Annotated in this window: 14 protein-coding genes; 9 read left to right on the forward strand and 5 right to left on the reverse strand. The window is 62.2% G+C overall.

Annotated elements, in window-relative coordinates; translation table 11 throughout:
* The first annotated feature begins 649 nt into the window (after positions 1 to 649).
* A complete protein-coding gene (locus ACFRAH_RS23865; protein ID WP_377993376.1) occupies positions 650 to 2,122 on the forward strand; it encodes an APC family permease in 1,473 nt (490 codons plus the stop codon).
* Entirely contained in the window at positions 2,119 to 2,862 is a 744-nt protein-coding gene (locus ACFRAH_RS23870; RefSeq protein ID WP_377993377.1) for an IclR family transcriptional regulator, read from the forward strand. Before ACFRAH_RS23865 ends, ACFRAH_RS23870 begins: the two co-directional genes overlap by 4 nt.
* Positions 2,863 to 2,888: 26 nt before the next feature.
* On the opposite strand, the gene ACFRAH_RS23875 is transcribed toward ACFRAH_RS23870, so the two are convergent.
* The 5 genes from ACFRAH_RS23875 to hxlB all read right to left on the reverse strand — a co-directional run bounded on the left by ACFRAH_RS23875 (position 2,889) and on the right by hxlB (position 7,133).
* The gene (locus ACFRAH_RS23875) at positions 2,889 to 3,863 is read right to left on the reverse strand and encodes a glucose-6-phosphate dehydrogenase assembly protein OpcA (RefSeq protein WP_377993378.1); all 975 of its coding nucleotides are present in this window, start codon (positions 3,861 to 3,863) and stop codon (positions 2,889 to 2,891) included.
* The gene (gene zwf / locus ACFRAH_RS23880; protein WP_377993379.1) at positions 3,860 to 5,416 is read right to left on the reverse strand and encodes a glucose-6-phosphate dehydrogenase; all 1,557 of its coding nucleotides are present in this window, start codon (positions 5,414 to 5,416) and stop codon (positions 3,860 to 3,862) included. Before zwf ends, ACFRAH_RS23875 begins: the two co-directional genes overlap by 4 nt.
* Before the next feature lie 47 nt (positions 5,417 to 5,463).
* A complete protein-coding gene (locus ACFRAH_RS23885; RefSeq protein ID WP_377993380.1) occupies positions 5,464 to 5,673 on the reverse strand; it encodes a hypothetical protein in 210 nt (69 codons plus the stop codon).
* A 154-nt stretch (positions 5,674 to 5,827) separates the two neighbouring features.
* On the reverse strand, positions 5,828 to 6,451 hold the full coding sequence (gene hxlA, locus ACFRAH_RS23890) for a 3-hexulose-6-phosphate synthase (protein WP_377992371.1): 624 nt from the start codon (positions 6,449 to 6,451) through the stop codon (positions 5,828 to 5,830).
* Positions 6,452 to 6,533: 82 nt separating this feature from the next.
* Positions 6,534 to 7,133 carry a 6-phospho-3-hexuloisomerase gene (gene hxlB / locus ACFRAH_RS23895; protein WP_377993381.1) on the reverse strand — a complete coding sequence of 200 codons (600 nt, stop codon included), beginning with the start codon at positions 7,131 to 7,133 and terminating at the stop codon, positions 6,534 to 6,536.
* Between the two features lie 258 nt (positions 7,134 to 7,391).
* Here hxlB and ACFRAH_RS23900 point away from each other — a divergent pair, with 258 nt between their 5' ends.
* From ACFRAH_RS23900 to ACFRAH_RS23930, 7 genes are all read left to right on the forward strand, one after another.
* Positions 7,392 to 8,165 carry a FadR/GntR family transcriptional regulator gene (locus ACFRAH_RS23900; protein ID WP_377993382.1) on the forward strand — a complete coding sequence of 258 codons (774 nt, stop codon included), beginning with the start codon at positions 7,392 to 7,394 and terminating at the stop codon, positions 8,163 to 8,165.
* Positions 8,149 to 8,856, forward strand: coding sequence for a cache domain-containing protein (locus ACFRAH_RS23905; RefSeq protein WP_377993383.1), 708 nt, complete (start codon positions 8,149 to 8,151; stop codon positions 8,854 to 8,856). Before ACFRAH_RS23900 ends, ACFRAH_RS23905 begins: the two co-directional genes overlap by 17 nt.
* 685 nt (positions 8,857 to 9,541) lie before the next feature.
* Entirely contained in the window at positions 9,542 to 11,020 is a 1,479-nt protein-coding gene (locus ACFRAH_RS23910; RefSeq protein ID WP_377993384.1) for an APC family permease, read from the forward strand.
* Between the two features lie 560 nt (positions 11,021 to 11,580).
* Positions 11,581 to 11,961 carry a cupin domain-containing protein gene (locus ACFRAH_RS23915; protein WP_377993385.1) on the forward strand — a complete coding sequence of 127 codons (381 nt, stop codon included), beginning with the start codon at positions 11,581 to 11,583 and terminating at the stop codon, positions 11,959 to 11,961.
* Between the two features lie 9 nt (positions 11,962 to 11,970).
* Positions 11,971 to 12,453, forward strand: a complete 483-nt coding sequence (locus ACFRAH_RS23920; protein ID WP_377988904.1) for a dimethylamine monooxygenase subunit DmmA family protein — start codon at positions 11,971 to 11,973, stop codon at positions 12,451 to 12,453.
* Complete coding sequence (locus tag ACFRAH_RS23925; RefSeq protein ID WP_377993386.1) at positions 12,450 to 13,427, forward strand: PDR/VanB family oxidoreductase; 978 nt, start codon at positions 12,450 to 12,452, stop codon at positions 13,425 to 13,427. Before ACFRAH_RS23920 ends, ACFRAH_RS23925 begins: the two co-directional genes overlap by 4 nt.
* Positions 13,424 to 14,419, forward strand: coding sequence for a DUF3445 domain-containing protein (locus ACFRAH_RS23930; protein WP_377993387.1), 996 nt, complete (start codon positions 13,424 to 13,426; stop codon positions 14,417 to 14,419). The genes ACFRAH_RS23925 and ACFRAH_RS23930 overlap by 4 nt, the downstream gene beginning before the upstream one ends.
* The last annotated feature ends 404 nt before the right edge of the window (positions 14,420 to 14,823 follow it).

The raw sequence follows: 14,823 nt of genomic DNA on the forward strand, positions 1-14,823 counted from the left end.
ACGCGAAATCTCCGCCCGCGACAACGGATCCAACGGGTGCGCAACCCCAACAACAGCAGCAGAAGTTTCAATATCGAGAGTCATGCTTATCTCCTTAGTTAGTCCTTGCTCAGGATGAGGGCCCTACGGACTGGGAGCCGAGGTGCTCCGGAAACGGGCCTTGGAGGAGCCGAGGGGCAGGCATGGTGGTTGTTGGCCCACACGCGCCCGGCTTGGATCTCGTGCCACGGCCCGGTGGGTGGTGTTCCCATGTGGGCCAGTAGACACAGTCAGTGCTTGGATTCTCAGAACTGTTCGTCTTTGTCAGAACTGTTCATTTCCGGTGCAAGTGGACGTTTCCCCTGTTTCCAGTGACCCAGCAGGGCTCTGCGCCGAGCCCTGCTGGTGTGTGATTCGGGTCACTTGCATTCCTTACAAGAAGCAAAACTACGTCAGCGAATTCGTTTAGGCGAGGCTTTCATAAAGATTTACGTGAGAAATTCGGGACCGGAAATTCCCATGTCAGTTAACATGTTGGAAACATTCCGAAACACAACCATGGCTATCGCTGACGGCGCGGAAATGCTAATGTTCTGCACCTTGGCTCGATGACTTGCGCCCCCCTCGGAGCAACGCGAGCGCGCCTATCCGAAGGGAGAGTTGGTACCCAGTGTCTGCACGCGGTGATCGCTTCATCACTCCCCGCTCGCCGGTGGAGGGTCTGCGCCGCCGGAAGCTTTCCTTCTTGCCGGTCTTCGCGCAGGCAGTTGCGGGTGTAGCGCCTGCCGGCGCCATGTCCGTCATCCCGGCTCTTGTCTTTCCGGGACTTGTCTTCGGATCCAATGGACCGAACCTCGTGGTGACCTTCGGCGTAGCGATGGCGGTCATGGTCCTGGTGTCTTTCTGCCTAAGACCAATGGCACAGCGCATGGCAGCCGTCAGCGGCCTCTACAGTTACACGGCCAAGGGACTCGGCCAGAGGACGGCAATCACTGCCGGCTGGTCGGCCATGTTCGGATACGCCCTCGTGGCCATGGCCAGCCTGCTGCTCGTCGGCATCTATGCCGCCCAACTGTTCAGCAACCTCGGGATCCCCGTCGCGGACTCCCAGGTGTTCACAGTGCTGGTCATTCTTGGCGGCGCGGCTGCCGCCTGCCTCCTCATGGTCAGGGGGATCCGGGTGTCGGCATGGTTCACGGTGTTGATGGAATCCATTTCCATCGGAGTCCTCGCCGTCCTCATGATCATCTACTTCGCCGTCAACCCGTCAAAGGTAGGCTTCGGGAGCGTCCTCGCCTGGAACGGAAATTTCGATGCGCTGCCGCTTGGAATCGTCGTGGCCGTCAGTGCCTTCGTCGGGTTCGAAAGCCCGACCACGCTGGGAGGGGAGGCGCACAGACCCTTCGTCACCGTCCCCCGGGCCATCACATGGACTCCCATCCTGATGGGCGTGCTCTGCCTTCTAGCCGTGACCGCCCAGGACGCCGCCCTCAAGGAGGCACCGCTAAGCATCGCAGCGAGTTCCACTCCCCTGTCCGACCTGTTTTCCCAGGGGTCGCCTGTATCGGCCGCTGTCTTTGACCTGGGGATCGCAGCATCGTGGTTTGGCTGCGCGATTGCCTCCGTGAACGCCCTTGCCCGGATATTTTTCTGCATGGGCCGGGAGGGCGTGGCTCCGCGCATAGCCGGCCGGACTCATCCCGTATTCCGAACCCCCTCAGGGTCAATCATGGCCATCATGCCGGTGGTTGCCATCGTTCCCATCGCGGTCATCGTCTCAGGCGCCAGTCCGGAACGGGGCCTCGTGAACCTCTTCACGCTGGGCGCCTACGGTTACCTTGGGTCCTATATCCTCGCCAGCGCGTCGTTGCCGTTTTTCCTGCGCCGGATCGGGGAGAGCACCGCCACCAGCTGGATACTCGGAGCAGCAACCACCCTTGCCCTCGGGGCTGTGTTCTGGACGGCCGCGGCGGCCTCGATTCGCACAGGCAGCCTGCAGACTGCCATCTACGCCGGCGTCCTGCTGGCCAGCGTCATCTACGCCACGTTCCTTCGTCTCCGGTTTCCCAGGCGTCTGGCATCAGTCGGCATCTACGACGAAACCCGGGAACTGGACCTGTTTCAGGCCAGGCCCAACCCATGAACTACTACCGTCCCACCTCCAAGCCCAGCACGGCGTCAAACCCGCTCAAGATCCTGGAAATCGTGGCACAGTACGGCACCGGGACGACGGCCAAAGAGATCACCGATGCCCTGCAGATGCCCCAGGCGACCGCCTACCGGGTCCTCAATTCGCTTGTCGCAGACGAATATCTGGCCCGCACCTCCGACCTCCGCGGCTTCGCCCTCGGTCATGCGATTTCGGGCCTGATTACGGCTGCGAACCCGCCAACCGTTCCCACCGCAGCGCGGAGCCTCATAGAGGAGTTCCGTCGTGGGAACCGTTTCGCAGTGCACCTCGTCATGTTCCGCAACGCGTCTCTGAGAATCGCGGACGAGGACCGGGATTATCCGCTCCACTCAGCCTTCGAAATGCTCCGCTACCCGCATGCTTCCGCCGCAGGAAAACTCATGCTCGCCGAACTTGGCGATTCGGCCTCGCTTGTTCCGAGGGGGCCATTGACGAAGCTGACGCAGCACACCATCACGAACAGTGGTCAGCTGGAAGCGCAACTCGCGGAAATAAGGGTCAAAGGCGAGGCCTCGGAGATCAACGAACTGGAGCAAGGATCCGCGAGCCTGGCCCTTCCCGTAAGACTGCCGGACGGACCCGTGGGCGCAGCGCTCTGCCTTTCCGGTCCCTCAGACCGGTTCACCACCATCTACGAACACGCCGAAGCGGCCCGGGAAATGACCACACGGCTGGCGCCTCTACTGTTCTGACAGTAAGCCGGAACGGATGCTGACCCTCATGCCGGCACCGCGAGTGCGTCCAGGTCCAGGCTGCTCTGCTCAAGGAGGGTTTCCTGATACACCTTGGAACTGCCAAGGTGACGGACCGTTTCGCCGAAGACCTCGTCCGGGTCCAGGCGGCGCAGTTCCTCGACGAGGCAGTCCTCGAGGCTGCGGCGCGGCAGGGAGATCCGCTGCGATGGCTGACCGGGCTGGGTCAGTTCAGCGACGGTGGATCCGGGCCGGACCAGCCTGATTTCACCGGAGGCCCGGGTCAGCCGGACACCCCGGATGCCGGTGCCGGCGGGGTGCGCCACGATGGTGACGCGGGCATTCAGGGCCCGTTGCAGCCAGGTGGCCAGCAGAATCGTGCTGGGGGAATCGGAGGCCCCCTCGACGGCGACGGCGGTGACCGGCGAGCTGTCCGGCTGGTCCAGGACGGCGGCGAGTTGGATCCGCCACTTGGTCAGGCGGGTCCAGGCGAGGTCGGTATCGCCCGCTTTGTACGTGCGGCGGATATTCTCCAAGGCCCGCTGCGGGTCCGACTCATTGGCCGAGTCCGTGATCCTGCGGTGTGCGATGCGTCCGATGGAGGTTTCGCTGGCATTGTCCGGGGCGCCGTGCGGCCACCACGCCACGATCGGGGCGTCCGGCAGCAGCAGCGCTGCGACCAGGGACTCACTTTCGGCGGCAATCCCGCCGTGGCCGCGCAGCACGATGACCTCGGAGGCACCGGCGTCCCCGCCGACCCGGACCTGGGCGTCCAGGCGGGTGGGTTCCTGCGGTGAGCCGGCGGCGAGCACGATGATCCGGCAGGGGTGTTCGCGGCTGGCCTCATTGGCGGCCCGGATGGCCTCTTCTTCGAGTCCCGCCTTTGTGATGACCACCAGGGTCAGGACGCGGCCAAGGGCGATGACGCCGCCCTGCTCGCGCAGGGACTGGATCCTCTTGGAAACCTTGGATGTCGTGGTGTTTGGAAGATCTACAATCATGGCCTTCTCCAGGTGCGCCCATCGCGGGCCAGCAGCTCATCAGCCGAGGAAGGGCCCCAGCTGCCGGGCCTGTAGGGCTCGGGCTGTTCGCCCAGGCCGGCCCAGTATTTCTCGAACGGGTCCAGGATTTTCCAGGACAGCTCCACCTCTTGGTGGCGGGGAAACAGGGGTGGCTCGCCCAGCAGCACGTCCAGGATCAGCCGCTCGTAGGCTTCCGGACTGGATTCGGTGAAGGCATGGCCATAGCCGAAGTCCATGGTCACATCCCGGACCTCGGTCTGGGTGCCGGGCACTTTGGAGCCGAAGCGGATCGTGGCGCCTTCGTCTGGCTGGACCCGGATCACGACGGCGTTTTGCCCGAAGTCGTCATCGCCGTGGTCGTGGAAGAGCAGGTTAGGTGCCCGTTTGAACACCACCGCGATTTCCGTGACCCGCCGGCCCAAACGCTTGCCCGCCCGGAGGTAGAACGGCACTCCGGACCAGCGCCGGGTGTTGATGTCCACCCGGATAGCCGCATACGTTTCGGTGGTGGAGTCGGCGGGGATGCCTTCTTCCTCCAGGTATCCCTGGACCTGCTCGCCGCCCTGCCAGCCGCCGGCGAACTGCCCGCGGGCCGAATGGGTGGAGAGGTCCTCGGGCAGCTGGACGGCGGCCAGGACCTTTTCCTTCTCCGCGCGCAGGTCATTGGCGTTGAAGGAAATCGGCTCCTCCATCGCGGTCAGCGCGAGAAGCTGCAGCAGGTGGTTCTGGATCACGTCGCGGGCCGCGCCCACGCCGTCGTAATATCCTGCCCGGCCGCCGGTGCCGATATCCTCGGCCATGGTGATCTGGACGTGGTCCACGTACTTCGCATTCCACAAAGGCTCGAACAGCTGGTTGACGAAGCGCAGCGCCAGGATGTTCTGGACCGTTTCCTTGCCCAGGTAGTGGTCAATGCGGAACACGGAATCGGCCGGAAACACCGACTCGACAATGTCGTTGAGTTGCCGGGCAGACTCGAGGTCGTGCCCGAAGGGCTTCTCAATGACCACGCGCCGCCACTTCTCCCCCTCGCCTTGGGCCAGGCCGTGCTTCGAGAGCTGACGGCAAACCAGTTCGAAAGATTTCGGCGGGATGGACAGGTAAAACGCGTGGTTTCCACGTGTGCCGCGCTGCTCGTCCAATTCCGCCAGACTGGCGGAAAGCCGCTCAAAGGCGGCGTCGTCGTCGAACTCGCCTTGAACGAAGCGGATGCCCTCGGAAAGCTGCTTCCAGACCGCTTCATCAAACGGTGTCCGGGAATATGCTTTGACGGCCTCTTTAATTGCAGCCGTGAGGTCCTCGCTCGTCTTGTTCTGTCGGCCGAAGCCCACCAGCGCAAAGCTTGGCGGAAGGAGCCCCCGGTTTGCGAGGTCATATATGGCGGGCAAAAGCTTCTTGCGTGCCAAGTCGCCGGTGACGCCAAAGAGCACCAGGGACGATGGGCCCGCCACGCGGGACAGGCGGCGGTCGCGCGGATCCCGAAGGGGATTCTGCCCGGACCCCGCACTCGATTCAAGGTAAGTAACAGACATTGTTGCCTTCTAACTTTCGACAGGCAGAGCGCCGTCGACCGACAGTTTCACGAGAGTATCTGCTCGCGGGTCTCCCCAAAGGGAACGGTGTCGCTGAGCGTGAGCGTGTACCGGCCAGGCTCATGACGGGTGACCAGGATGCCGGCAAACTGTTGGGGTTTCTGCCGGAGTGCGGCCTCTGCATTGTCCAGCAACTCGTAAAGTCGACTCGGTTCATTCACGAGGACTTCCAAATCGTCAGTGGCATAACTAATCATGATGAACAGCTTCCTTCCCAGGGAGTGGGGGTCCCCCCAAAGATTCGACCCCTCATCCTTGCGACTGCGGCCCCCTGACATCGCAGGGGGCCGCAGTCCGGTGGTGGCGTTCCACGTCCGTCAAAGGAGCGGAACGCCAACCTCAACCGGATTATTAGACGATGGCGGCGCGGAGTTCCTTGGCGGCCTGTGCGGGGTCCTCGGCACCGTAGATGGCGCCACCGGCGACGGCGACATCGGCGCCGGCCTTCTGGACATCACCGATGGTGGCCAGCTTCACGCCGCCTGCCACGGAGAACGGAACACGGGCCTCGGCACCGGCGCGGAGCAGACCGTTCAGGTCGAAGCCGGGCTTGGCCTGCTCGTCCAGGCCGGCGTGCATCTCGACGAACTTCGCACCCAGGGCACGGACTTCCTTGGCACGGGTGACCTTGTCGGCGATGCCGATGAGGTCAACGACGACGCCCTTGTTGTGGGCCTTGGCAGCCTTGACCGCACCGGCGATGGTGGAGTCGTCAGCGGAACCGAGAACGGTGACCAGGTCGGCGCCGGCCTTGAAGGCGATGTCGGCTTCGAGTTCACCGGCGTCCATCGTCTTCAGGTCAGCGAAAACGATCTTCTCCGGGTGGGCGTTCTTCACCGCGGTGATGACGGAGAGGCCTTCGGCCTTGATCAGCGGGGTGCCCAGTTCGATGATGTCAACGTGCTCGGCAACCTTGCCGGCCAGCTCGAGGGCAGCTTCGGTGGTCAGGAGGTCAATGGCAACTTGGAGCTTCATGGTGTTGTTACTTTCTGTAGGGAACTGCAAATGGGTGTTGGAAAACGTTGGTTGGAGAAAAGCGCGCCTCGGGCGATTGCGGTTACTCGAGGTTGGCGTGGCGCAGCCACAGCTCCTCCGCCGGCTGGGCGTCGTTGTCCCACAGCGACTGGAAGATGGCCTCGGTGGTTACGAAGAGCACCTGCTCGAAGAGGGAACCGGCGTACTGGCGGGAAACGCTGGTGCCGTGGTCGGTCTTCTGGGCGGCCGGAATGACCACCACTGCGTCGGCAAGGCCGGCGAGCGGCGAATCCGGGTTGGTGGTGAAGGCGGCGATCCGCGCTCCGGCCTTGGCTGCCGTTTCTGCTGCCTTGACCACGCCGGAGGTGGTGCCCGATCCGGAGGCCACCAGGAGGAGGTCACCGGAGGCAATGGCGGGAGTGGTGGTGTCGCCGGCTACGTGGACGCTCAGGCCCAGGTGCATCAGCCTCATCGCGGCCATGCGCAGGACCAGGCCGCTGCGGCCTGCACCGGCAACGAAGATGCGGCCCGTCAGGTTGATGTGGCGTGCCAGGGTAGCTACCTGCTGTTCGTCGATTTTGGCCGCCGTGGCCGCGATCTCGTCCCCGACGAGGGACAGGTTGCGCACAATGTCTTCTGTGGTGCTGTACACCGCAGTCGTCGCGGTTGCTGTCGGATTCACGATTTTTCCCTTCGATTCGGCCATCGGCCTGTACCAGCCGAGTGGATGCTTTCTGGTTGATATCCATGATTCCGAAGCAAAAGGGATGGGGTAACACTGTTTTCTGACGGTTCTTACTACCCTTAAGGATTGGTCTTGGGGAAGCAGGGGCCCAGGGAGCGGGCGACCCAAAGGCTCTGAAACAGATCAAAGCCCTTTAAGTACTTCCGGACTGTAGTATTAGCCCCAACCCGTAGCCCATCTTCGGAGCGCAGACTTTTGGCCTCGCCGACCCCCTTCGAGTCGCAGATATATCGGTCCCTGCCCGAAATCGAGCGGGCCGATGCGATCGTCGAAAGGATTTCCACGGCCATCGCCCTCGGGTTGATCAAGGTGGGTGAACGCCTGCCGCCCGAAGCGGCGCTCTCGGAAATGTTCGGAGTGGGCGGCGCGACGCTTCGCGAAGCTTTGGGCGAACTGCGCGAGCGGGGAATCGTGGAGACCCGCAGGGGCCGGAGCGGCGGATCCTTTGTCGTCAGGCAGCCCCGCACCCAGACCGACGCGATACGTGATTGGTTTCTCTCGACGTCCATCTCCGAGATCCGCGATATCGGAGACGAACATTCGGCTATCGCCGCCACCACGATCCGTCTGGCGTGCGAGCGTGCGGAAGCACATGACTTCGAGCGGCTGCAGGAACTTGCGCGGGCATTGGTTCTTGCCAGGACCCCCGAAGTCCGTGCGTCTGCTGACAGTCGCTTCCACATCGAACTGGCGGTATCCGCGCAGTCACCGAGGCTTGCCAATGCGGAAATCCGGCTCCAGGAAGAGTCAGTCCAACAGTTGTGGGCTCCCCTCGGCGTAGCACTTGACCCCGAAACGGCAACCGCTGAACACTTGGAGTTGGTCCGGGCGGTATCCCAGGACCAACCTGAGAGGGCCCAGAAACTGGCGCTTGAACACATCAGGCGGAATATTTTTCACCTCATTGACACGAAACTGACCCTCGGTTACAGCCAATCAATTCAGGAACCTGATGAAGCCAGACAGTGAAGTCGTACAAGCTGCCAACGCCCTCACCTCGTGGACCAAGGGCGTCTCCACCGAGATCGAGGAACTTTCCAGAAACGTTGCCTCGCTGCTTGAGCGAAATCCCGTAGGCAAGTCCAAGGTAGATAAGGCCGCCCTGGCCGGGCTGGATAAGCTCTCGCAGGAATTCCTGGCGAAGAACGCCTTCGCTGTCGGCGCCGGGACCTTCTTCGCCCACGAATCTGTCGAGGAGGGCGGCCGGGCGTTGGACTGGTGGATCCGCAAGGGATCGGGGTCGCTCGTAAGGCTGGATTTTGACCTGACGCCGGGCAGCAACCGGTACTACGACTATGAGAAACTTCCGTTTTTCTCAACCGCCGCTTCCACAGGTGAACAAACTGTCTGGGGCCCGTACATCGATTATCTCGGTTTCGAAGAGTACATCCTGACGTTCACTGCACCGTTTTCCGTCCATGGGACGTTCACCGGAGTTGCTGGATGCGATATCCGGATCAAGGACCTGGAACCACTCATCATGCCCCACCTGCGCGTCATTCCGGGCGACGCCGCCCTCATCAATGCCAGTAACCGCGTCATTCTCGGCAACTCCGGGATGTACCTGGTTGGCGAGCGGATCAAATCCGGGTCTCCCGAGCAGCATCGGCTGGCTCTGGATGTTCCCCACCTCGGGCTCTCCCTGATCTACTCCGCCTAGCCGCGACCCTAAAACCTCCCTTACTGAAGTTTTGGCGGGCCCAAGGGAAACGGGCGGCGGGCTGGGTGACCAATGGGCTGACAGCCGCACGGGTAACCCTATCCCCGACTCGGGCCGCCCGAATCCCTCCGCCGGCTTCTCGCCGCCGTACCGCCATTCAAGCAAAAATACATCAGCCCGGACTGGGAGTTAAGCCCCAGTTTTCGCGCAACGGCGCGGACTGGAGAGCCAGGCCTTGCTGCGGCGGACAAGACCCCGGTGCGCCAGCTTTCAAGCCACCAACCGATCGACGGGCTGGGCGCGACTACTGGCAGCAAATCCTGATGCCACGCGGTCAGCGAAGAAAGAGGTCAACTCAAATTAAAGCTATTGCATTGCAGCTTTAAGGAGTAATCTTCGAAGTGATCTGTTTCACAGGAGGGCCGGTTTGCCTGCATGCATACCCGGCTCGGAAGCCTTCAGCTCGAAGAATCCGGCGCTCATGGCCGACCAGCCGGGGTTGGAGAGGGGATCACCGATATCGGCTTCGCTTTCAGGCAGGGTTCATTGATGAACGGACCTGACTTAGCGGCGGAACCGGGACAAAGGTGTCGTATTCGGGGAAGTGCTTCCTCATCCGGCCTGCGACTTCACGCAGGACCCAGACACAAATCTGACAACGTTCAGTTGTCCAAGGGAGATTGTTATGAGTGAAAATCGTTCCGACGGTGCCGACAACCTTGAAAGGTCGATCGACTGGAAGCAGGGCTTGGCCATCGCATTGGGTGTGCCCCTGCTGATTCTGCCCTCTTTGGGCTACCTTCCGATGTATTTGTCCGCAGCAGCAATTCTCATCTGGGGATTGTCGGTGGTGCAGGGGTTCTTCCAGAACGCCGCGTATGCCGAGATGGCCACGACCTTTCCCAAAGCCTCTGGCCTGCCTGGCTTCGCGCAACATATTTTTCGCACGGAGAACTACCAGGGTAAGTACGACAAGAGCAAGCTGATCGGCGGCTTCAGCGCCTGGAGCTACTGGTTCGCCTGGACCCCGGTACTGGCGATCTTCTCCATCCTGGTGGGCAGCTACCTGCATGGGCTCTTCCCGGTGCTGGGCGAAATGTTTACCGAGAATCAGCTCGCCCTGATGACGGGTGTGGTGATTTTCGGCGGATTGTTCGTAGTCAACTGGTTTGGCCTCAAGGACGGAGCCACCCTGGGTTACATCCTGGCGGCATTCTCCCTTATCCCGCTGGTCGTCCTGACCGTGGCACCTTTTGCCACCGGCCACGTTGAGCTGTCCAACATCACCGGCAGTTGGGTCCCGGCCGACTGGTCCTGGGACATGCACCACATCCTGATTCTCCTGGGCATCTTCGCGATCGCGCAGTGGAGTGCTTGCGCCTGGGAAACGGCCGCCATCTACGGCCCCGAATACAAGAACCCAGCCAAGGACGTCTCCAAGGCGCTCTTCGCCTGCGGCGTCATCTGCTTCTTTTCGTTCGTGCTGGTGCAGGCTGCGGTGATCGGCGTGCTCGGCGTCGACGGCGTACTGGACCAACCTGTGTCGCCCCTGATCCCCGTCGCCCAGGCAGTCTTCGGCCAGGCCGGATCCATGATCACCATCATCATGCTGATCGCCGCCATGGTCCTGATCATCCAAACGGCGTACCTGGGCTCATCCCGCGCCATGCACTCCATGGCAGTGGAGGGCAACCTTCCCAGGTCCCTGGGCAAAACGAACCGCCACGGCACCCCGTTTGTTGCCATGCTGGTCATCGGGGCCTTCAACCTGGTGCTGATTCTGATGGGAAACCCCGCCGCGATTGTCGCCGCATCAGCGATCGGCTACACCTGCGCCAACGGCATCAGCCTGTTCGCCTACGTTCGGGCCAAGAAGCACCCGGCCTTCGCTTCTCTTGAAAGGCCGTTCAAGGCACCCAAGGGCTGGAAGAACGTCGCCATGCTCTTCGGCCTGTTCAATCTGCCCCTGTGCCTGATCGGCGTGGTTTACCTCAACAGCCAGGAGATCGGCTGGACCCCGACCTGGGTCGGCTTCATCGTACTGGCGCTCTACATCCCCATCTGGTTCTATTCCCAGAATGAATCGCGCCGCGCCAAGCAGAAATATGACCGCTCCTCAGATTTCGAGGTCGACAATGCGGAGAGGGTTCCAGGCCCCCGGTGACGCAACCGGCACCTGGCGCTGCCACGACGCCGGCCAGCTGGCCTTCGCCGTGATCTGACCTAAGGCAGTGACCTGAGCTATAAAGACAGGAAGGCAGGACCGTTCCAGGACGGCCTTGCCTTCCTGTTTTTTTGCCCTGGGAAGCTGCCGGTGCAGAGCAGGCTCAGGGCAGCGCAAGTACCCCCCATGCTGACGATTTTTAGCCTCGCCTCCGTACAGCGCGAGAGTAGCGGGCCGCAGAACATTACGTCCCCAAAGACAAAAATGACCTTTGGGGTGAATATTCTAAAAAAAGTCTGGACTAGATGAATTAGGGGGAGTAGGTTTGCTTGTGGGACGACAAACAGTGACCGGCATCACACCAGCAGACCTCAGAGCAGAGCTCGGCTGGCCCCTCTGAAAACAGGGAATGCCGGATCCGCAGATCCCCTCCCGGTACCTAGCCGGGGTTGTGGGGTGATCTCAGCGCAGTTCCATCACCCACCAGCAGACGAACAGTTTTGCAAAAGACGAACAGTTCTGACGACCCATCCACGACGCACTATTCACAAGGAGAAACCATGGAAACCTCTCTCGTAGGAACCCTGACCAAGGCCGGAGCCATCCACAAGGTAGTAGGCGGTTACACCGGCCTGCCGCCGATGAACGAACCCGGAACCGTCGCTGCCATCGGCGACTCCCTGCACAACCCCGAAGGCTCGGTCATGAGCGCCGGCTTCTTCGAACTGAAGGCCTCCGAGCCACTGGTGTACACCTACACCTACGACGAAATGAAGGTCGTCATCGCCGGCGAGTTCATCCTCACCGACCAGACCACCGGCGAAGTCACCCACGCCAAGGAACGCGACGTGCTGTTCTTCCCCAAGGGCACCACCGTCAAGTTCGAAACCCCCGAATACGGCCTCGGCTTCTTCGCCGGCGACCGCACCTTCGCCCCGTAAGGACCGACCATGCGTTCCGCGTCCATGCCGCCGGCAGCAGGCACAGGCCTGGAACCTGGTTTCCGCGGTGTCATCTGCGCCTCCTTCGGCGCAGGTGACACCGCGGGTCAACACACCGGTGTCCAGCCCAGGCACGATCTCCGTTTCCAAGCTGCAAACCACGAGGCCCTCACCGAGCTGAGGTCCGCACTCGGACGCTCGCACGTCGGAGTCCGTCTCGTACTCGCCGGCCCCCCGGCGGACATCCGTGCAGCCGCGGCCGCAGCCGCGGAATGCGGACTGCAGCAGGAGGAGATCACCCTCCTGAATGACGAGACCGCACCCCGGGTAATTTACTGCCCGCACTGCCACACCACCACCAAAACCGTACGGCCGGCCGGCTCCGAGGTCCAGTGCCAGGGATGTGCCACCAGCCTGGCCACCACAGATCACTTTTCGCGCCGCATGGGCGCGTACCTGGGATACTCAGCCCATGCCGAGGAGGCATCATGACTGTCACGGCACTCCCGATCGCTGCCCACCCGGCGGTGGAAGGCGGTCTCCAACTCGAGGTGACCAACGTCAGCCCCCAGACGGACTCGATCGTCAGCATCACCTTGGCTGATCCGTCGGGGGCACGCCTTCCGTCCTACGTCCCGGGCAGCCACCTGGTGGTCCAGTACGGCAGCGGCGTGAACGCCTACTCGCTGACCGGCTCCGGCAACGGGCCCTCCGAATACACCATCTCGGTCCTCCGGGTCGAGGACGGCGCGGGTGGATCGGTAGCCATGCACCAGCTCGCCGTCGGCGACCGGGTGTACGTCTCCCGGCCCCGCAGCGCCTTCGCCCCCGCTTCCACGGCCACCCACCACCTGCTGATCGCGGCCGGCATCGGCATCACCCCGGTCCTCTCCCACGCACGTTCCGCCGCCGACCGCGGGACCACATCGTCCCTGATCTATGTGTACCGGCCCGGCGCCGGCGCCCACGTGGAAGAAGCCCGGGAACTGCTGGGAGCCGGTTTGACCGAGTGCAGCAACCGCACCAGTTTCCAGAAGGTCCTCACCGAACAGCTCACCACCCAGAGCCTCGGTACCCATCTCTACGTCTGCGGCCCCACGGACTTCATGGATGCAGTCCTGGAGCAGGCCCGGGAGCTCGGATGGTCACCTGCCAGACTGCACTCAGAAGCGTTCGGCGCGGCCGAACTCGACGACGGCGAACCGTTCACCGTGAACCTGGTCCGCAGCGGCGTCAAACTGGACGTGCCTGCCGGTGTATCGCTGCTGGAAACCCTCGAAAAGGCAGGCAAGACCATCCCCAACATGTGCCGTAAAGGCATCTGTGGTGAATGTATCCTGCCGGTCCGTCGAGGAACCCCCCAGCACAGGGATCTGTACCTCACCGAGCAGGAAAAGGCCGAGAACACCACAATGATGTGCTGTGTTTCACGCAGCGAAGACCCAGAATTGGAGTTGGACCTTTGAGCATCACTATCGACAAAGACACTGACACCGCCCTCCCGGAACGCATCAGGCGCTTCCCCTTCCCCTTCACCGGCGACATGTACCGCTACAGCGCCAACGTCGAACCGGCCAACAAGAACGTACCGACAGACGCCGGCGCCTGGGGTGCCGGGCTGATCGACATCGACGAGTTCTACCACCAGGAACTGGCTGACCGCGAGGCGATCCTGGCCCGCGACCCCTCACGCATGGCCGTTCTGCCCCACATGCGGCCCGCCGTCTGGGATACCATCGCCACCCTGCTGCCGGCCATGGCCCAGGAAAACCCGGACATCATGTCCTTCCACCGCGAAGGAAACACCTGCCGCTGGCACAACAGCCTGCAGAACCTTGACATCGAATTCACCATCGGCGACGACGACTCGTTGCCTGTGGAACCCATGCGCTTCCTCGGCAGTCAGATCCAGGACGACATCGTCCTCCTGGACGTCCGGGACAACACCATGTGGCTCGACGCCGGCCTGGTCACCTTTGCGGCGGACTGGTCCTTTAATTTCGACGTCGGCATGAGCTTCCTCGAAATCCATGGCCCCGTGCCGCGGGTCAAGGAAGAAAACATCATCAGCCGCGCCGAGCAGTTCCTCATGCGCCTGCAGCCCGGCGAACAGTTCCGCCGCACCAACTGGACCATGACCATCGGAAACCGCCTGGACACCTCCACGGAAACCTACCCCGAATGGGGCCCGGACCGCGGAACCATCGCCACCGACCCGGACATGCCGGACAAGCTCCACCTCCGCGTCGAGGTCCAGCACCTCATCCGCCTCCCGCACACCGGAGTGCTGCTGTTCCTGATCCGCAGCTACCTGCTGCCCCTCAGGGACATCGCCAAGGTCCCCGAATGGCGCAGCAAGTTCGGCCACGTCCTGGCAGAACTCCCCGACGACATGGCCGAATACAAAGGCATCATCCGCTACCGCAAGGCAGCATCCGATTGGCTGTTGGCCGGCTGAAAAGCCGCCTCATTCCCCGGCCGGCGGGATTAACTTCAGTCACACGAAAGTAATTCATAAAAAAGTCTAGACTAGATGATTTATCTAGCGTAGCTTTTTCTACACGGACGGAATGTACGTGGCCGGCATCACACCGGCAGGTGGCCCTCCCGGCCCCGAACAGGGTTCGGAGGGGTCTCCAGCACAGTCTTAGTTGCACCACCGATGAACAGTTCTGACAACGGTGAACAGTTCTGAGAATCCACCTGGTTAGCCGCACTCAGCGGGTGCCAGCCCATCATCACCCTCATCCTGAACCAGGATCTATCTAGGAGATAAGCATGACTCTCGATATTGAAACTTCTGCTGCTGTTGTTGGGGTTGCGCACCCGTTGGATCCGTTGTCGCGGGCGGAGATTTCGCGT

It is taken from the genome of Arthrobacter sp. NPDC056727, from assembly GCF_042790555.1.
In the GTDB taxonomy this organism is placed as follows: domain Bacteria; phylum Actinomycetota; class Actinomycetes; order Actinomycetales; family Micrococcaceae; genus Arthrobacter.